The organism is Gottfriedia acidiceleris, assembly GCF_004138285.1.
Lineage (GTDB): Bacteria > Bacillota > Bacilli > Bacillales > Bacillaceae_G > Gottfriedia > Gottfriedia acidiceleris_A.
In genome coordinates, this window is record NZ_SCFN01000010.1 from 186582 (window position 1) to 206540 (window position 19959).

Sequence of the window (19959 nt, forward strand, 5' to 3'; positions counted from 1 at the left end):
TAGAGAAGAAATACGAAGACTTGATTTAATTTCTTATTAACAAAGTTTCTCAAATTTTACATTGTGAACTTTGTCACAAAATATACATATTATCGAGAATTTACTTTAAACTTTATATGTTAAATTTAACTTGTGAAAGTCATAACAAACAAAAAGGTGGTAATCTTATGTTCTTAGTGATCGGATTCTGTGCAATGCTTTTATTTTATTTAGTCGCAATCACAACATTAGTTATATTAACATGTAAACAAGGACCACAGGATTGTATAATGGAAGACATCACAAAATTAGCACATAAGTAAATTTTTATAGAAATTATAAAGTTCATTAAATGGGGTGCCTAAAAATTCGGTAAAACTGAAATTTCGGCACCCCTTATCTATTGATTAGCAGGAACTTAAAAAGATACAATTAATACATAAATAAAAGTTCATTATGACTAACAAAGTCTAACATATTTCATAATTTAAATAAAAGAACTTCTATTTGGCTAACAGACAAAAGGAGTGTGCATGATGGAACGGAAAAAAATAAATAAGCTTTTAATTTGGATGTTAATTTTGTCTCCGGTTTTATTCTTCCTAATACCGATACTAGTCGGTTTAATCTTAACCCATCCGTTTAGACGAAAAACCGAACAAACCCCAGCCGATTACAATTTACAATTTGAAGAGGTTGAATTTAAGAGTAAACTTGATCAAGTTGTGCTAAGAGGATGGTGGATACCAGCAAAAAATTCAACCTCTAAAACTGTTATAACTGCACACGGGTACACAGATGAACGAAGTCAAAAAAAGATTAATGGACTTCGAATTGTGCAATCAATCCATGATCGAGGGCTTAATGTATTGATGTTTGACTTCCGTAATAGTGGAATATCAGGTGGACGAACAACAGGAATTGGATATTATGAACAGCATGATTTATCGTCGGCAGTGGAATATGTCATTAACGAACGAAATCAACAAGAAATTATTTTACTTGGATGGAGTATGGGTGGGGCGACATGTTTACTAGTTGGTAGTCTTCATCCGCAAATTAAAGGAGTTATTGCAGACAGTCCCTTTCATGATTTACAAACATATTTGGAAGATAATTTAAGTGTTTGGTCTAAACTACCGAAAAAACCTTTTACTTCAATCATTTTACGTTCGATGAAACATTTATTAAAAATAGACCCAAAAGAAGTGTCACCGGTTATATCAGTTCAAAAAGGAAATTCTACAAATTATTTATTAATACATGGAAAGAATGATTTGAAAGTACCATTCAGTAGTAGTGAAATGATCTATGATCAGATCCCTAATGAAAACGAAAAAACATTGTGGCTGACAGAACATGGACATATCACAACATTTATTGAAGAACCGGAACCATATACTAAGAAAGTAATTGATTTTATTGAAAAGACGTTTTCGTCTAATGCAAATTGAATAACTAATTATATTTTATGAAACAGATGAACATTAAGGATAGGTTTATCTGTTTTTTTAATTGTGAAAGATATTCTTCAGTACATGAAAGTAGAGCGTGTAGAAAATACTACTATTTATAAATTGGTTTAAATAAAAAGTACAATTTTTGCCCCAAAAAGCTCTATTTTACTGAAAAGGCAGGCGAACTAAGATGGCAAATGAATATCGTTCGCGAGAGGAACGTAAACGGCTGGAAAAGCCTTCGAAAATTCCCAATAAGCCTGATGGCTTATGGAAAAAAATTACTGTAACATTATTATCAATCGTAATTGTTTTCATATTGATTGGTGTAGGAATATTTTCATATTTAGTTAGTGGAGCACCCGCATTAGATGAATCAAAACTTAAAGTACCATTATCCTCTACTATTGTTGACAAGGATGGCAGAGTTGTAGCGGAGTTAGGTAGAGAACAACGAACAAAAGTGTCCTACAATGAAATTCCTAAGGTTGTAGAAGACGCATTTATTGCTACTGAAGATGTGCGGTTTTATAAACATAAAGGCGTAGACATTCGACGGGTATTCGGTGCAGTTTTAGCGAATATTACTGGAGGTTTCGGATCACAAGGTGGAAGTACAATCACCCAGCAAGTAGTTAAAAACTCATTTTTATCTTCTCAAAAAACAATTAAGCGTAAAGTTCAGGAATGGTACTTAGCTTTTAAATTAGAACAAAGATACTCTAAACATCAAATATTAGAAATGTATTTAAATAAAGTTTACTTTTCAAATGGTCTTAAAGGGCGAGGAGTTTATGGTGTAGCCAAAGCTTGTGAAACTTATTTCAGTAAAGATTTATCTAAAATTACATTACCAGAAGCAGCAACTTTAGCAGGAATGGTGAAGAGCCCCAATAACTATAATCCTGCAAAGCACCCTGTTGAATCACAAAATCGTAGAAATACAGTTTTAAGCCAAATGAAAAAATATGGTTATATTACTGATGAACAATATACAAATGCCAAAGCAATACCAATGAAATCATTAGTAAAGGTTCATGAATCTGGTGGTACAAAATACAATTCATTTATTGATGTAGTCGTAAATGAAGTGGAAAAAAACAGTGATGCAAATGTTTATACTGATGGACTAACGATTGAAACAACATTAGATCCTAAAGCTCAAGACAAAGCAGATGAAATATTAAGTAGAGGAAAAAGCTTCTATCCAAGTGATGAATTTCAAACTGGATTTGTATTATTAGATACGAAAACGGGTGAAATTCGAGCAGTAGGTGCTGGAAGAAATACAAGTACTGGTGGTTTAAACTTTGCTACTGATATTAAAAGACAGCCGGGATCTTCAATTAAACCTATTCTTGATTACGGTCCAGCTATTCAGTATTTAAAATGGTCAACTTATCATCAAATTCTTGACGAGGCTTATACTTATTCTAATGGTACTCCTATTAGAAACTGGGATCGAAAATATAAAGGTGATATTTCTATTCGATTAGCATTAGTCGATTCTCGAAATATTCCAGCATTAAAGACTTTCCAAGCTGTAGGAAGTGATCGTTCTAGAGAATTTGGGGATGGTTTAGGGTTTAATTTTTCGAAAAATACATATTATGAATCTTATTCTATAGGAGGATTCACAGGTGTATCAGCAATGGAGATGGCAGGAGCATATGCTGCCTTTGGAAATGGCGGAATATATAATAAGCCTCACTCCGTTAAAAAAATTATTTATCCTGATAAAACGGAAAAAGTATTTGTAACTGAACCAAAACAAGTAATGAGTGATTATACTGCATATATGATAACAGATATGCTTCGAGATGTAGTAAAAACACCACTTGGGACTGGTAAAAGAGCAAATGTACCAGGTCTTGATATGGCAGGTAAAACAGGTACGACAAACTACTCTGATGAAGTAAAACAAAAATACGGATTTCCGGATAACGCCACTCGTGATAGTTGGTTTATAGGATATTCTTCTGATGTTACAATGGCTGTTTGGACAGGGTATGAAAAAAATAAAAAGAATAATTTTCTTGGTAAAGGTTCAACGAATATTGCAAAATTCATTGCAAGAGATATGCTAGCTTCAAATGGAGATCGAAACGCAATATTTAGAAAACCTTCATCAGTTGAAGAAATTCGAAATGAATTATACATTCGAGGAGAAAAAGTAGATGATATTCCAAAAGATATTGTGATTGAGTCTGCAAAAAATGTTAAAGCAAATTATGACCCTGTTACAAGTAATATTTCATTAAATTGGACGTATCCTGCAAATCTGCTTCAAAAAACGTCTTTTGAAGTAAGTTATACTGTAAATGGTGCAGCAGGACAAACTCAAAAAATTCAGGGTACAGCAACAAGTATTAATGGAATTGTCCCTGGAGATATTGTAAAAATAACGATAATTGCTACAAATGTTGAAGGTAAGAGTGGACCTGTTACAGTTACTGTTGATTTATCTTCAACTGAACAACCAACTACTCCACCAGTAAATGAAGGTGGACAAGGAAATGGACAGGGAACTGGTAATGAGCAAGGGAATGGAAACGGGACAGGTGAAGGTACGAAGCCAGGTGATGAAACGCCAAGTACAGGAAACGAGAATGGAGATAATATTGTAAATCCAATCGTCCCTAATCCTAATAATCCACATTAAATATAAATTTAAAACGCATTGAGAAATATCAATGCGTTTTTTAAGTGAATAATGTTAAAGGAGTTTTAAAATGGATGATAAACTAAGCATTAACATTTTTTTAAAAGAGTCGGATAATCCATTTGCAAGTTATTATAGCCATGACTATTTACACTTAAGCTCTGATTTAGAAGATTTTATATTATCTAAATTACTAAATGCTAAAAGAAAAAATATTGAACTTCTATTTGTTGGTCAAAATAAATTTGATGAAAATTCATTAAAAACTGCGACTTTGAACTCTTTTTCTAATCTAATGGAAACTGATGAACGTATTTATTCTAGAAATATTAAAAAAACAATTATTTTATTTGTGTTTGGTATTATCATTGGCTTGTTATACTTAAAGCTTCAAAAAAGTCACGCCTATATCGGAGGCATATTAAGCATAGTTTGTTGGGTATTTATTTGGTCAGGTACAGAAGTATATTTCTTTGAAAATATGCAAATCAAACAAAAGATTAAAAAATGTAGGAACATTCTTAATGCAAATATTTATAAAAAATGACAATGCTAAAGCCCCCGAAAAATCAGGGGCTTTAATTGATTATCTTTATTACGTGTGCTATTTAATAGGACCAGCTTTTTGAAAAGTATCTTTCAAGATGTAGTACGATTGTTTTAGACGTTCATGATAACTAGGCTTTTCCCATTTTTTCCAAGTAAAAGAATAAAAATCATCCGTTAAAAGTTTTCCGTTTTTTTGTCTAACAGTAGAATAGGATAATTCCTTAGCGAACTCAGTGGACGATAAGTAAGTACTGCTACATGAATTTTTTTTACATTTTCGTAGCTTTCAAGTCCACCTTTCCATAAATCACCCATGATTTCACGTGTACTTGGATCTCTCACATTTAATAATTGCCAAGGGATACGAATTTCTAACACATGATCTTTTTTGTTTAAGGATACATCAGTTAAAGAGTTAAAATCTTTATGATGTGGGTTTCCATCTCCGTATATTAGTTTACCTGTTTCGTAAGACTCCAAAGGTAAGTTTAGTGATTTCCCGTTTAAATTTGGGATTACTAGTGGTTTATTTAATCCAAGTATGACTTTATGATAGATGCCGTTATTTATTAAATTTACATTCGGTTCAATTGGCTCATAATGTAAAAGATGGGCGTATTCATAATAAAATGGATCATAATAGCTATCCACAAGAACATAGGAATTATTAGGTCCATTTAAGTCAATCACAAAATCAATTCCATTTTCAGTTTTAACCGTTTTGTCATTTGGAAGTTAATGTTGTCCTTGACCAGGAATAGTATCAAGTAAAAGCATAACTCCCGTTTTAGACCAATCAAAAGGTTGTTTAGTTTTTTCAAAATTTAAAAGGAAATTTATTGATCGCTCGTCGCTAGTCATTGACCAATTCTTTAATTTCCGTCCGTTATCGTTTTGATCAAGAGAATTAATAAAATTAGCATTTTTCATACTTGCTTTTTTGATTTTATTTTTCTCCCAATCACTTGGATCACCATCTACAGAAATGACATGTTTTGAACTGTTCGGATCAAAAGATAGTAAACCAAATTGCTGTTCGCTCGTTTGTACATTTGACCAAAATGGTCGGCGTTCAGAATCATCTAATTGCATATTATTCCATGTTCGTTTAAAACCATTCATCTTGCCATGAAAATACAATTCCTCCTGCCATTCCTTCAATTTGAATATCTTCAAACAAATGAGCAGTAATTTGTCCTTGCTCAGTTTCATTGTGAAAACCTTGATTCCATCCATAACGATTTCGATGAGTCATACCTCTAGAAGATGGTACGCCAAATTCTGAAATTAAAACTGGCATATTATGTACCTTCCTTAGATCATGTAAATATCCAGCATAACTATTTTTCATACCTCGAGAATCAATATAATTCGTATAAGTTAGTTCATAATTTAAAAATTCAGGATAATATGGGTATACATGATAGGAAGCAAAATATCCAGGATATAATGTCGACTTTGGTTTGACATGATTCGGATCTAATGAAACCATATCTTCATTTTCCATTGGTTCATTTGGATGATGAATTGGATCAGTAGTTACCCAATTCGAAAAGCTAATTGGACGCTGCCAAGCATATTTTTCTGTTTCATATTTCACGGTATTGTCTATTATACTTGCAAGCCAAACTTCAAATGGAGTTGCATTGTTTGTTTGAAAGTACTGACCATTATAGTCAATATGACCTTTATGTTTATCATTTGTTGATTTCATCATATTTGGGTCCCACTCTATACCTAAAATCCATCCAATAACGTATTTTGAAATGTTTGAATGGTATTTACCCGAAGCGTGACCTAGCTTTTGAGGGATTTGTGCTTTCCCATGAATTACATCAACAGTTTGACGTATATCATGTTGAAACTCTTTTGTAAGGTTCTCATTGTAAATATCTCCTAATGAATTCATCTTTTCCTCATTAAGCCAAACACCGTGAATCAAATAGAGAGGGTGTTTAGTTTTTTGATTGTATTCAAATAGTGCATCATAAAAAGCAGGAGGATGAAGGGTGTATACTCGAATAACATTTGCGTGCATTTTTCCAATCGCTTTAAACCACCTTAAATATTCGGCTTTTGTTATAGCTGTTTCACCAGGAAAGTGTCCTGGATTTGCGATTCCAATATTTACACCTTTCAGAAGGAAATCGTGTGGGGTTTTTGTTTTATCAAAAAGTTGAAAATAATTTTTACCGATTTGAGCGGGAATTGTAATATTATTTGTTTTATATGTGTATGTGTTAACTTTCTTAATAACTTTACTAGTATTTGACTGATGAAATATTATAAACGCCACACCAATCATTAGACAAAGCATCAGCAAAATTAGCCATCTTTTTTTTTTGTTTCATCATTCTATCCTCCAAAACAGTTAAAACTTAACTTATTCGTTTAGTATGCTGAAAGGTAATTTGCTATATGCGTTAGGAGTGAAAAAGTTTAACTCCTTTAAATAAGCATTCTTTTGATAAAAAATAAAAGCAAGGTCAAATTATATATTGAAAATGTCGGTTAAAAAAAGTAAAATGTGGTTAAATTAACGTTAAGAAAAGTAATTTAATTAAAAATCGTTATATTTTAAATCATGTGAGGAAAAATTATGAATAATAATGATGGAATCAAACCTTCAAGGAAATATGCGAATGGAACAGTACACGAGACTGCTAGTGGGAAATTTAAGGTATTAGATCGCTATTTAAAAGATGGTGTAATAATGATTAAGCTTCAATGGTTAGAAAGTAATGTAATTGAAGAAAACAAAGAAGTAAATGTGTCTGCTTCGATTTATAAATTTCAAAAAAGCAGAGGAATGAATGAAAATAGCGCTTTATCTCAGCCTGTAGAAGTACAATTACTACATGATATCAAAACTAGTTTGGACCGATTATTTGAAATTTTAGATATAAGAACTGAGCTTTTGAATCATGCACTAGAAAAAATTGATGAAAATAGAAAGAAAATTGACGAGAATAGAGAAACTCTAAAGACACAACAAAAAATGATTGAGGAACAAAATAAGAGAATTAACACAATCGTAGATAAATTGATTGAAAAAATGTAATGATTAGACTAATGATGACGATTTTTTTTATTTTATCTAGTATCATCATGTTGGAGTTAAGAATGGTTTATTTAGAGTTAACTTTAAAATGAAAAATGAATCTTAAAAATATTAAAACCACTATTCGAAAATAGCCGAATTGTGGTTTTTATTTATATTTGGTAGATAGTAGATAATGGCGATGATGTCTTAAATTACCAACAAATATAACGTTGATTGTATATTAATTTGACGTTAATATTAAATAAAGTAAACTTTAATTTGGAGTTTATTTTAGTTTTTAACGTTTAGTTAACGGTGTACCAAGTTAATTCATAGAAGAATAATATAACGATTTAATATTCACCGATTAAACCAACTAGATTAAAGTGAGCGGGTGATAGAGTGATTGATATTCAGACTGAATATCCAATTGTTATGTTTATAGGAAGTGAAGAGAAATCTAATTATAAAAACTTTTGTGATGTAAATAACTATCATTATAAATTAGTTAAGCCCAATCAGAATAACTCAGCTCTGTTTGAAAAAATAGATTTATTTAATCCGGATGTACTCATTATTTTTATTGAAGAAATACTAAACACATTTAATATAGAGAGATTCAATCAATTGAGGGATTTTTGTGAAAGAAGATATATTTCAACAATTTGTATATGTAATACGACTGATCAAATGACAATGAGTGCCCTTATGCCAGATGCCGTACTTAGTGAATCAGTTGCTGGAATCGAAATTCGGAAATATATTAACAAATTCGTTCAACGTAGAAATCAAATACTGGAACAAGTTTTAATTGATCCAATGACTGGTGTTTACAATTTTAGATATTTGAAAAATGAGGTAAAAAAACAATTAGAAGATTTAAATCGTAGCTACGAATCATTTTCGTTGGTATACGTAAAAATTGAACAAAAACAAGACTATTTTTTGAATCATTTAACGGAAAAAAGTATTATACAATTTTTAAAAAGAAGTTTAAGGTCGTCCGATTTTCTAGCACATTACAAGAAAAATGGATTTGTACTATTGCTACCAAAAACTGTTAAAGAAGATGGCATTATATTAATGAATCGTTTGTCACAATCATTTTCGGAGGTACCGATCTCTTTTGATAATCGAATTCACTATACCTCATTTAATTTTAATGTGCTTGAAATTACTGATCCAAGTATATGCGCTGACGATTGTTTAACAATACTCACTTCTAATGAAATGGATTCAATGAATCGATTTGATTCCTCTGCTAGTAAGAATGAAAATATGATACGTAGGCTAAAAGTAGCTGTAATTAATGAGGATCGTCTCATACGTGAAATGTTAAAACATCAATTGTCCGATTTAGGTGGAAATTTATATGACGTTGAAATAAAAGTGTTTATAGATGGAGAAGAATTTTTAAATGATCCTTGGCATAAGCAAAATGAAAGATATCTATTAATAATTGACCGTATTTTACCTAAAATGGGCGGCTTTGAAATAATCCGAAAAATGCGTACTACCTATGATCGTAGAAAATATTTATGCTTAATGATAGGTAATAAAAGCTCTGAGAATGATATTGCAATCGCATTACAAAGCGGTGCAAATGATTACTTGGAAAAACCATTTAGTCTGAAAGAACTACGTCTTCGTTTAAATAGAATGTTAGGTATAATAGTTAAATGAATATAGTCATCATCCTTTTTCTAACAGGAATCCTTTTTCTATTACTATTTTCGATCTATATTTATTTAGTGTACAAGAAAATTATTAAACAACAAAAAATTAAGCAAAAAGAAGAATGGTTAAATAGAAACATCTTATCCGTTGAAAATTATTTAATCAAAGGAGAATTATCTGCTTCGTTTATTCCAAGAAAAGAAATTGAGTTTGAAGCCTTAGAAAATATATTTAGCAGTTTTATGAGTATTATCAAATTTGAAGAAGGATTTGATCCAATTAGGCCCATTGTCAATTTATATTTTATCTCGAGATATAAAGATAAACTTAAACATGGTAATTGGAGCGAACGGATGAATTCATTGTTATTTATCAATCAATTTAAAATAAAAATGATGCAAGACGATTTAATTCAACATTTATCATGTAAACATTGCTCCCTTGAAGAAAAATTTAATATTTTTCTTATTTTGGCGTGTTTCAAATATGAAAAATTAATGCAATTGTTAGTTGACCAGAAAAAAATACCCTCTTTTTTACTCACGGAAATTTTGTATCTATATGTTAATGAAGAGAATATCCATGAACTGCTTAAAGACTTTGATAATTTACCTGACAATTTTAAAAACCCTATTTTGGATTTGATTAGAATTAAAAATTTGCGATCTGAGCAAATCCATTTATTTCTTGAGAAATTAATGACATCAGAAAGTAGAGAATTAAGAATACGTTCCGTTAAAACAATCGCATCTTTAGGATATATTTCTTCACCAAATTTAATAATTCAACTCTTGGAAACAAATGAGAAAGAGAGTCAACTAAGTAATGAGGAAAAGTTAATGTTTGTACGATTAATGGGAAGTATTCGCAATGATTTATTTTTATCTTATTTAATTGAGTTAATTTCAGACAAGGCTTATATGGTAAGGTCGGAAGCTGCTAAATCGATAAAAAAATATAAGAATGGAAAGGTAGTTCTTAAAAAAATTATCGAAGAACATCCCGATGCATACGCAAGAAATATATCAAAAGAATGGTTGGAGAGGACTGCGGAAATTGATTAATATATTCTTTTTAATTGTTAATAAAGTGATTATCATTTACGTGTTGCTCCTTTGTTCAACTTATTTAATTTTATTTTTACTAGCATTTATGAGATTAAAGAGAGAAAAAGGTCTACATCAAATTGAACAATATAAAAGATTAAAAGAGTCTGCCTTTACTGCACCAATTTCAATACTAGTCCCTGCTTATAATGAAGAAGTAGGGGTAATTAATACGATTTTATCCTTAGTGACTGGAAGTGGCAGGTTAGATTACCCAGAATTTGAAGTAATCGTCATTAATGATGGATCAAAAGATTCTACTCTACAAAAAACGATCGACCGATTCGAGATGAAAGTGGTAAAAAACAAGGTATTTCATAAACATAAAGGGATTGAAACGAAACCGATTAAAAATGTATATCAATCAGCAATTTATCCCTTCGTATTTCTAATTGATAAAGATAATGGTGGAAAAGCTGATGCATTAAATGCCGGAATTAATTTTAGTAAGTATCCTTATTTTGCTTCTATTGATGGCGATACAATTCTTGATTCTGACTCATTCATTAAAATTATGAAACCGATTATTGAAAATACAGATGACGAAATACTTGCTACTGGTGGAAACGTATTAATTGCAAATGGGAGTAAAACCTCGCTTGGTAAAGTAAATGAAATGCTTCTATCGAAAAATCCACTTGTAGTAATGCAGGTTATCGAATATATGAGAGCTTTTTTAATTGGACGAATTGGACTTAGTAATAAGAATTTATTATTAATTATATCTGGAGCATTTGGTGTATTTAAAAAGTCAAGAGTCATTCAAGTAGGAGGGTATTTAACGAATACGATCGGTGAGGATATGGAACTTGTAGTTCGTCTACATCGTAAGAACATAGAAGAAAATTGGGGAGCAAAAATCGAGTATGTAGCCGATCCAGTTTGTTATACTGAAGCACCAGATTCATTCAAATATTTAAAATCACAAAGAGTAAGATGGCACCGTGGATTATTTGAAAGTTTGTGGGCTCATCGTAAAATGATTTTTAATAAAAATTATCGTTCAATCGGATTTATTGCAATGCCATATTTTTTCTTCGTTGAATTTTTAGGACCCATCATCGAGTTTTTTGGCTATGCGTCGTTAATATTAAATGTTGTTTTACACAATATAAATATAATGTATTCCATTGCGTTTTTAATTCTCATGATTATATATGGCTCATTTTTCTCTGTTAGCGCAGTGCTATTAGAAGAATGGCGTTTAGAAAAATATAAAAAAATTAGTGAGTTAAACCGTTTATTTTTCTATTCGTTGACAGAAGCGATTTGGTATCGTCCAATTTTGACATACTGGCGTGTAGTAGCAACAATCAGCATATTCTTAGGACAAAAAAAGGGTTGGGGAGAAATGAAGAGAAAGGGTGTTTAACTTTCAGACTTCCCGCCAAACTTAAAAGGCTGCTTAGCAGTCTTTTTTTTGTTTGTTGAAAAGAATCAGATGTAAAAATTTTAAGTCTAGTCATTATTTCTGTAATTTTATTAAACTAAAAAATCAGAATGATAAATATAAATGAGTAATAGAGCATAAATAGAGTATAGCGGAGGAGTGAAGGATGACAAAAGGATTAAAATTAGTGGGGCTAATTGCTTTCATTTCGATTTTGAATGTGATTGTATTCTCTCCAGGTTTAATCGGAATCCAATTAATTAATGCGAGTGCTTTTCAAACTGCATTTGGGGTATCGTTCATAATAGCGAATTTGTTAGTACTACTATTTAGTATGTTTCAACTATATTTCAAGCCTGTTAAAGAAAAGCCAATTAAGCAGCTAAAAACAAATGAAGATTTCGTTCTTGCTTTAAGTCGATATAAAAATAGTAAAGTACTAAAAGAAGATATTGTTACTTCAATTGAGCAAATCGAACGAATGAAAAAGAAAAAAGTAGTATTTTATAATTTATTAACGGATCGATTTTCTCCAACCGAAATTACATACAACAAGTTTGCATCTGTTGTGGACGAGGTTGAAACATTATTTTATTTAACTATAAGAAACATCATAAACAAGATCAGTACTTTTGATGAATTTGAATATAAAAAAATAAAGGGGAAAGACGGATTACGATACTCTAAGTCATTAATTCAAGAGAAAACAAATCTTTATAATGAATATTTCAACTTCGTAAAAAGAGCAATTGAAATGAATGAAGAGATTCTTGTCAATATTGATAAATTAATTTTAGAAATTTCAAGACTTGATGAAATAGGAATCGATGATATAGAAAAAATGGAATGTATGAAAGAAATCGATACGTTAATTCAACAAACAAAATATTATAGGCAATGAATGAAAGGATGAAAAAAATGAGTAGAAGTAAGTTTCTTTTTGCATCTATTGCAGTGATCGTTGTAGTTTTTCTTCTTGTCTATATTGGAGTTAATATGACTTCAGGGGATAAAGTTGTGAAAATTACTGATAAAAATAAAAATCAGCAATTAACTAAAATGATCTCAAAAATTAATATTTCGAAAGCAAAACCAATTAAAGGTCAAATTGACTTAAGTACAGCTGATGTCGCAAGTGAACTCCCTGATATTTCTAAATTTCCTATATCTGTAGACAATACGACTGATAGTTTTGTTGAAATTTTTTCATCTACTGAAAAATCAAGTGATGGGAAAAATGGTTGGTTAAATGAAGTCGCAAATGAGTTTAATGATGCAAAATTCAATCTAAATGGAAAGCAAGTATCTGTAAAAATTAGAAACATTGCATCTGGTATTGCAACCGATTTTATTAAATCTGGTAAATATGTTCCTGATGCCTTTACACCTTCAAATGAACTTTGGGGTCAAATGATTACAGCAAGTGGTGTTAAAACAGAAACCGTATCATCGCGATTAGTTGGCAATGTTCCTGGAATTGTCATTTCAAATACAAAATATAATGAGTTAATGAAAAAGTATAGTAAAGTCGATCCGAAAACCGTCATAGAGGCAATGACAAAAAATGAACTATCAATGGGATATACCGACCCATTTACTAGTTCAACAGGATTAAATTTTTTAGTTACGACTTTAAATTCCTTTGATTCAAATAATGTACTTAGTGATACTGCTGTAAAAGGGTTTGAAAGTTTCCAAGCAAATGTGCCATTCACTGCTTCTACGACTCTACAAATGAGTGATGCAGCAGAATCTGGCGTTCTAGATGCCTTTGTCTTAGAATATCAAACATTTGTTAATTCACCTGATTTAAAAAATAGTTATAAATTTATACCATTTGGTGTGCGCCACGACAGTCCACTTTATGCTTTAGGAAATTTACCAAAAGAGAAAATGGATATTTTGAAAAAATTTGCTGAATTTACTGGTCAAAATAACCTTCAATCACTTGCGAAACAAGATGGGTTTAATGGGTTGAACAATTACAAATCTGAGCTTAAAACGATTGATGGAGATACTTTAAGTGCTGCACAGAAACTTTGGAAAGGAAAGAAAAATACTTCAAATCCAATTGCTGCGGTTTTTGTAGCAGATGTTTCAGGTAGTATGGATGGTAAACCATTAAATGAACTAAAAGAATCTTTACTTAAAGGTCAAAAATATTTAGGAAGAGATAATAGTATTGGCCTAATCTCATACTCTGCCGATGTTACGATCAATCTTCCAATTGCAAAATATGATGCAAATCAACAGTCAAAATTTGTCGGTGCAGTATCTAGCCTCGATGCAAGTGGAGATACAGCAACAAATGATGGAATCCTTGTTGCAATTAATATGCTGAAAGACGAAATGAAAAAAAATCCAAATGTAAGGCCGCTCATTTTTGTCCTTACCGATGGCGAGACCAATCATGGGAATTCATTGAAGAATGTAAAAGGAATTATAAAAGCATATAAAATTCCAATTTATACGATTGGTTATAACGCTAATATTAAAGCGCTTGAAAGTATTTCGAATATTAACGAAGCTGCAAATATTAATGCAGATTCAGATGACGTAATCTATAAAATTCGTAATCTCTTTAATGTTCAACTTTAAATAGTAGGAGGATTTAAGAATGTCATTTTCTATGCAAGTTGTAAATGAAGAGGAAATCAAGGCAGTAATAGAAGAGCAAGTAAAGCCTGTACCAGAGGAATTAATGAAATTAAAGGCAACAGCGGATGCAAATGTAGCGATGATTATGGAATTAGACACTGTTTCAAAGGAAACGTACGAAAAACGAAAGGAAATTCTTCAATCAATCGAATCATTTGGATTACAGACGATGAAATCTTCTTCGAATAAAAATTCTCTTCTTAAGGTTTCACTTGGTCAACTTGCTAAAAGTGGAGACGAAGGAGGGCAAGTTGCAAAAGGATTAGCAGAGCTTCAAGTTCAATTAAAGGATTTAGATCCAAGTGTAATTAATTTTGCAAAGTCGGGTTTTTTAGGTAAGTTATTTAATCCTATTCGTTCATATTTTCAGAGATTTGAAAAAGCAGATGTAGCAATCGCAGATATCGTAAAGTCACTTGATAAGGGGAAAAAAATTCTTGAAAATGATAACACGACATTAGAGCATGAACAACTATCACTTCGTATTCTTTCAAAAACGCTAGAAAAGGAAATTCAACTTGGAACATTAATGGATGAGTCAATTGAAAATCAAATTGAAAAAGCAAAAATCGAAGGTGAAGATCATGAAAAAATTAAATTCATCTCAGAGGAAGTACTTTATCCATTACGACAACGAGTCATGGACCTACAGCAAATGTTAGTTGTAAATCACCAAGGAGATATGTCCTATGAGGTTGTTATTCGGAATAATCGTGAATTAATTCGAGGTGTGGAACGTGCAAAAACGGTAACGATTTCTGCACTGAATACAGCTGTAACTGTAGCAAGTGCTCTATATAATCAAAAAATTGTTTTACAAAAAATCACTGCTTTAAATCAAACAACAAATACTATTATTGAAGGTACTTCTAGATTATTAAAGGAGCAGGGAGTTGCCATTCAAAAGCAAGCGATGGAGTCAGCGGTTTCTGTTGAAACACTGAAAACCTCATTTACAAACGTTATATCAGCGTTTGAATCGATTAGTATATTTAAACAAGAAGCTTTGCCAAAAATGCGTCAAACAATCCTACAATTTCAAGAATTAACTGAAGTGGGTTCACAACAGATTGAAAGACTTGAAAAAGGGAATCGGATTGGATTATAGGTGTTGGACTTAAAAAAACTAAGATTGCTTTGATCTTAGTTTTTTGCCTTTTCAATCTTATTAATAATTTTGAACTTTTATCATCAGAATAATTAATAAAACTGAAAACTTTATAACTTTTATATTATTTCGCTCTCATTCGTTTAAGATCTTCTTTCGGTGGAAAACCAAATAAACGAGAGTATTCTCTACTGAACTGGGATGGACTTTCGTATCCTACTCGGAATGCTACTTCTGCTGCATCTGAAGACTCGGACAGTAATAAAAGTCGTGCTTCTTGCAATCTTAAGTGCTTCTGAAATTGTAGAGGACTCATTGCAGTTACATCTTTAAAGTGTCTATGTAGGGAAGAAACACTCATATTTGCTATTTCTGCAAGCTCTTCAATTCGTATTGACTTGTAAAAATTCGCCTTAATTTGTTCAATAACTTCCCTTATTCGATTAGTAGTACTTCCTTCGATGGCAATTTGTTGCAATATACTCCCATTCTGTCCACGCAATACTCTGTAGAGAATTTCTTTTGTAAAAATAGGTGCAAGAATTGGAATATCTTCAGGCGAATCTAATAAACGGGCCAATCTAATCACTGCATCTAAAATCGACCCTCTAATTCGTTGACAAAAATCGCTCGGTTTGCATGTTCCTTTAAATTAGTGTGAATTTCAGTATCAGTTAAAATTTCTAAGATTTGACTTGGATTAAATTCAAGTTTTAAAGATAGATATGGAGCGCTTGGTGTAGCTTCAATAACTTGGCCTGTAACAGGTAAATCAACGGATGACACTAAATAATTTCCAGGGCCATACTTAAAACTTTCATTTCCTAGTAATAATTCCTTTACACCAGAAACAACAATACATAAAGATGGCTTATAGACTCTATATTTTGGATCAGTAATATTTGACTCCCGGATGAAAAATAACGAGTTAATTGAGGTATTGTTAACACCTTCATCTCTAGTATTACGATCAATAATTTGGATTAGTTCGCTTAAATAAGAAACGTTAATTTCAGACATATAGTCCTCCTTGCTAACTTTATATTAAAAGAAACATAAAAATTTCATATGATATGTAAAAATGAGAGGATTAGGCAATTATTTAGGAGGAATGAGTTAACGAACTCTGCTTAATTTAATGCATAATTAAGTATATCAAACATATCTTCAAAACTATAATACTATCAATTCACCTCTTAAATTTAAAACCCATATAGGGAGAGATTCTTATGAAATTAATTGCATTGGACTTGGATGGTACTACACTCAACTCTAAAAAAATAATAAGTGAAGAAACGTTAAATTCGATTAAAAAAGCTCAGGCAGCAGGACATATCGTGATGATTTTATCCGGCCGTTCACCAAGTTCAGTAAATGATGAACTTTCAAAGTATGGCTTAAATTGTCCAGTAGGAGGTCACAACGGGACGGCATTATATGTAAATGGAAAATTAATTGAACTAAATTCATTAGGGAGACCTCAAATACAAAAAATCGCCTTAGAAGTTGAGAAAGAAGACTTACCGTACAATGTTTCTACAAATAAGGGAATATTTGCCCCAAGTAATTGGAATGAACGATTTGAACAAGTTGTTTCATCTGGGCGTGTTCCTAAAGAATACTTCAAAAACAGACACTTTAAAATGTTTACTACACCTCCAAGAGTACATGGGCATTCGTTTTTTAACAAAGTTCAAGAAATAACTGATAATGAGGATTTTACGGTTCAAAAGTTTCTGATTTTAACCCTTGATCCAAAACAAATGGAGCGACTTGAAAAAAAATTAAGATTCATAGATGAGACTTTTGTCACTAGTTCCTCCCCTTTTAATCTTGAAATTACACATATAAATGGAAATAAAGGATATGGTTTAAAAGCAATGGCATCATATTTTAAAATTCCGTTAGAAAATACAGTAGCTATTGGAGATGAAAAAAATGATCTACCGATGTTTAATATAGCCGGATTATCAATCGCCATGGGGAATGCTGAAGAAGAAGTAAAGCTCTCAAGTGATCTTGTTACATTAAGTAATGATGAAAATGGTGTTGCATATGCATTCGAAAAATATATTTTTACAGAGTCAAATGTACTATAATAGTAAAGAAATCTAAATACATCTATATAAGCAACGTTTTCCTTGGTTAAATGTGTGAGTTTGTTACTTTATCCAAGGTTGTTTTTATTTGTCTATTTAAACGAATCGATTAAAATATAGAATGGTAAGGGGGACTAATATTTTGGTTAGACGGATAAAAGATCTATTTGCCATTAAGGGGTATAGTTTATTTGTCATCTGTTTGTTATTTGTAGGGATCGGACTTTCAATTACAACTCCTTATTTATCATTGTATTCTACAAAATATATAGGGATGAGTTCTGGAGCATTTGGCATCTTCATGGCAGTGATTTCGTTAAGTGGTGTTTTAGTTAATACATTTATTGCTGAACGTTCTGATCGAGGGATTGACAGGAAATGGCTTATTATGATTGCGATGATTTCATCAGCAATAGGTTATGCATCTTATTTAATATTTCATAACTACTATTTATTATTAGTTTTTGTTGCTTTATTTAATGGATTAGGTGCAGCGGCCATGCCACAAATTTTTGCATCCGCACAGGAATCGGCAAATGCAAGTTTATCTAAAGATAAGACTTTAGCATTATCAACTTTACGTTCGCTTGTTTCTTTAGGATTTTTAATCGGACCATTAGTAGGCACTTTAATTTTAAGAGCAAAAGGTTATCATGGACTTTTTTGGGGAACATCTAGCATTTATATAATGATTACTTTACTAGTATTCTTCTTTTTAGAAAAGAGAAAGCCAGTTCAAAACAATATAAAAAAGAAAAATAAGACAAAAGTAACATCCGCTAAACGAAAACAGCTTCGACTACCATTTATTGCTTTTATCTTATTATTTGCAGTTAGTTCGATTAATTGGATCAACACACCTCTTTTTATCGTCAATGAGTTACATGGTACTAATACTGATGTTGGATTAGTCGTAAGTCTATGTGCAGGTTTAGAAATTCCAATCATGCTTGTGTTGGGAGTGCTTTCTAAAAAAATCTCGAATCATGCATTGATGATCTACGGTTGCTTTATTGGTTTACTCTATTATTTAATCTTAAGCATATCAACCCATACATGGGAGTTAATCATTGCACAATTGCTACAGGCAACATACATCGCAATCGTTATGGGGAATGGTATAAGCTATTTTAACGACCTACTACCAAATTCACCCGGTTTTTCTGCATCAATTTATGCGAATTGCTCGACGATTGGAAGTTTAGTAGGAAATTTAGGAGGAGGTCTGTTTGCACAATTAGCAGGTTTCCGAAATGTTTATTTACTATGTATATTGTTTGTAATTTGTTCACTCATTATATTGTGGAAATCAAAAAACAATGTGGAAATGGAAATATCGACAACTCAGAGTCAGTCTGTATAGTTGATTTAAAAATAAATTAATTTTAAGATATTTTTTCTAATAAACAAAAACGAGCTATAACTGTAGCTCGTTTTTTATATTTTGGCAATAAGAATTAAGATGATATATTACATATAGATCCAATTTAATAGTATAAAAAAATGATGTCGTATGTGAGGATAAAAAAATGAATGATACTGCAAATATATTAATTGTTGAAGATGACGAGGATATTAATCGATTGCTTTGTGATATTATCTACAAAAACAAATATAACCCAAAATCTGCGTATTCTGGGACAGAGGCACTTATTTATTTAGAAAACCAAAAGTGGGATTTGGTTTTATTAGACTTAATGCTTCCAGGCTTATCAGGAGAAGAATTATTAAAAAAAATAACAGAGGAAAGTAATATCCCGGTCATAATCATTTCAGCAAAGCTTGAAATGAAAACTAAAATAGATATTTTAAGGGGCGGAGCGGATGATTATATTACGAAACCATTTGATATAGAAGAGGTTTCCGCTAGGATTGAAACTTGCTTAAGAAGATATCGTCGAATGGCTAATGTACCAATAATCAATCAAATTCAACACAAGGATCTTATTATTGATACAGAATCAAAAAAAGTGTCTGTTAGCGGAAATGAGTTGAAATTAACAGCAATTGAATTCGAGATATTGTGTTTATTCGTAACTTCGCCTAAAAAGGTTTTCACAAAAGCAAATTTATTTGAGAGTGTTTGGAATGAGGAATTCCATGGAGATGATAATACAATAAATGTACATATGAGTAATATTAGAAGCAAGCTTAATAAAGCCAATCCAAATGAAGAGTATATAGAAACAATTTGGGGAATGGGTTACAGACTAAAAACTTAAGGTTTTCTT

At 31.3% G+C, this 19959-nt stretch carries 17 protein-coding genes and 1 pseudogene; 14 read left to right on the forward strand and 4 right to left on the reverse strand.

The annotated features are described in order from the left end of the window. The first annotated feature begins 167 nt into the window (after positions 1–167). The 4 genes from EP747_RS25135 to EP747_RS16040 all read left to right on the forward strand — a co-directional run bounded on the left by EP747_RS25135 (position 168) and on the right by EP747_RS16040 (position 4645). On the forward strand, positions 168–302 hold the full coding sequence (locus EP747_RS25135; protein ID WP_268895658.1) for a hypothetical protein: 135 nt from the start codon (positions 168–170) through the stop codon (positions 300–302). Positions 303–515: 213 nt separating this feature from the next. Next, entirely contained in the window at positions 516–1433 is a 918-nt protein-coding gene (locus tag EP747_RS16030; RefSeq protein WP_165347095.1) for an alpha/beta hydrolase, read from the forward strand. Between the two features lie 193 nt (positions 1434–1626). Continuing rightward, a complete protein-coding gene (locus EP747_RS16035; RefSeq protein ID WP_129691122.1) occupies positions 1627–4098 on the forward strand; it encodes a transglycosylase domain-containing protein in 2472 nt (823 codons plus the stop codon). A gap of 70 nt (positions 4099–4168) precedes the next feature. Beyond that, positions 4169–4645, forward strand: coding sequence for a hypothetical protein (locus tag EP747_RS16040; protein WP_129691123.1), 477 nt, complete (start codon positions 4169–4171; stop codon positions 4643–4645). Between the two features lie 176 nt (positions 4646–4821). Here EP747_RS16040 and EP747_RS16045 read toward each other — a convergent pair whose 3' ends face one another. From EP747_RS16045 to EP747_RS16055, 3 genes are read right to left on the reverse strand one after another with little or no spacing between them, the layout of a single operon-like run. Beyond that, the gene (locus EP747_RS16045) at positions 4822–5337 is read right to left on the reverse strand and encodes a hypothetical protein (RefSeq protein ID WP_129691124.1); all 516 of its coding nucleotides are present in this window, start codon (positions 5335–5337) and stop codon (positions 4822–4824) included. 45 nt (positions 5338–5382) lie between these two features. Further along, on the reverse strand, positions 5383–5808 hold the full coding sequence (locus EP747_RS16050; RefSeq protein ID WP_129691125.1) for a hypothetical protein: 426 nt from the start codon (positions 5806–5808) through the stop codon (positions 5383–5385). Next, entirely contained in the window at positions 5756–6970 is a 1215-nt protein-coding gene (locus EP747_RS16055; RefSeq protein WP_129691126.1) for a hypothetical protein, read from the reverse strand. The genes EP747_RS16050 and EP747_RS16055 overlap by 53 nt, the downstream gene beginning before the upstream one ends. A 276-nt stretch (positions 6971–7246) precedes the next feature. Here EP747_RS16055 and EP747_RS16060 point away from each other — a divergent pair, with 276 nt between their 5' ends. From EP747_RS16060 to EP747_RS16090, 7 genes are all read left to right on the forward strand, one after another. Beyond that, positions 7247–7708 carry a hypothetical protein gene (locus EP747_RS16060; RefSeq protein ID WP_129691127.1) on the forward strand — a complete coding sequence of 154 codons (462 nt, stop codon included), beginning with the start codon at positions 7247–7249 and terminating at the stop codon, positions 7706–7708. A gap of 384 nt (positions 7709–8092) precedes the next feature. Beyond that, positions 8093–9373 (forward strand): response regulator, encoded by a 1281-nt coding sequence (locus tag EP747_RS16065; protein ID WP_129691128.1) that lies wholly within the window; start codon positions 8093–8095, stop codon positions 9371–9373. After that, positions 9370–10431 (forward strand): HEAT repeat domain-containing protein, encoded by a 1062-nt coding sequence (locus tag EP747_RS16070; RefSeq protein WP_129691129.1) that lies wholly within the window; start codon positions 9370–9372, stop codon positions 10429–10431. The genes EP747_RS16065 and EP747_RS16070 overlap by 4 nt, the downstream gene beginning before the upstream one ends. Next, complete coding sequence (locus tag EP747_RS16075; protein WP_328590738.1) at positions 10424–11845, forward strand: glycosyltransferase; 1422 nt, start codon at positions 10424–10426, stop codon at positions 11843–11845. Before EP747_RS16070 ends, EP747_RS16075 begins: the two co-directional genes overlap by 8 nt. A 184-nt stretch (positions 11846–12029) precedes the next feature. After that, positions 12030–12764, forward strand: coding sequence for a hypothetical protein (locus EP747_RS16080; RefSeq protein ID WP_129691131.1), 735 nt, complete (start codon positions 12030–12032; stop codon positions 12762–12764). Positions 12765–12781: 17 nt separating this feature from the next. After that, complete coding sequence (locus EP747_RS16085; protein ID WP_129691132.1) at positions 12782–14461, forward strand: vWA domain-containing protein; 1680 nt, start codon at positions 12782–12784, stop codon at positions 14459–14461. Between the two features lie 19 nt (positions 14462–14480). Continuing rightward, positions 14481–15629 (forward strand): toxic anion resistance protein, encoded by a 1149-nt coding sequence (locus EP747_RS16090; protein WP_129691133.1) that lies wholly within the window; start codon positions 14481–14483, stop codon positions 15627–15629. A gap of 124 nt (positions 15630–15753) precedes the next feature. Here the strand turns inward: EP747_RS16090 and EP747_RS16095 are convergent. Further along, positions 15754–16649, reverse strand: a pseudogene (locus EP747_RS16095) (AraC family transcriptional regulator N-terminal domain-containing protein). A gap of 209 nt (positions 16650–16858) precedes the next feature. On the opposite strand from EP747_RS16095, the gene EP747_RS16100 reads away from it, so the two are divergent. From EP747_RS16100 to EP747_RS16110, 3 genes are all read left to right on the forward strand, one after another. After that, complete coding sequence (locus EP747_RS16100; RefSeq protein WP_129691134.1) at positions 16859–17728, forward strand: Cof-type HAD-IIB family hydrolase; 870 nt, start codon at positions 16859–16861, stop codon at positions 17726–17728. Between the two features lie 142 nt (positions 17729–17870). Continuing rightward, positions 17871–19091 carry a sugar efflux transporter gene (locus EP747_RS16105; protein WP_129691135.1) on the forward strand — a complete coding sequence of 407 codons (1221 nt, stop codon included), beginning with the start codon at positions 17871–17873 and terminating at the stop codon, positions 19089–19091. 166 nt (positions 19092–19257) lie between these two features. Continuing rightward, entirely contained in the window at positions 19258–19950 is a 693-nt protein-coding gene (locus EP747_RS16110) for a response regulator transcription factor (protein ID WP_129691136.1), read from the forward strand. Positions 19951–19959 lie beyond the last annotated feature (9 nt).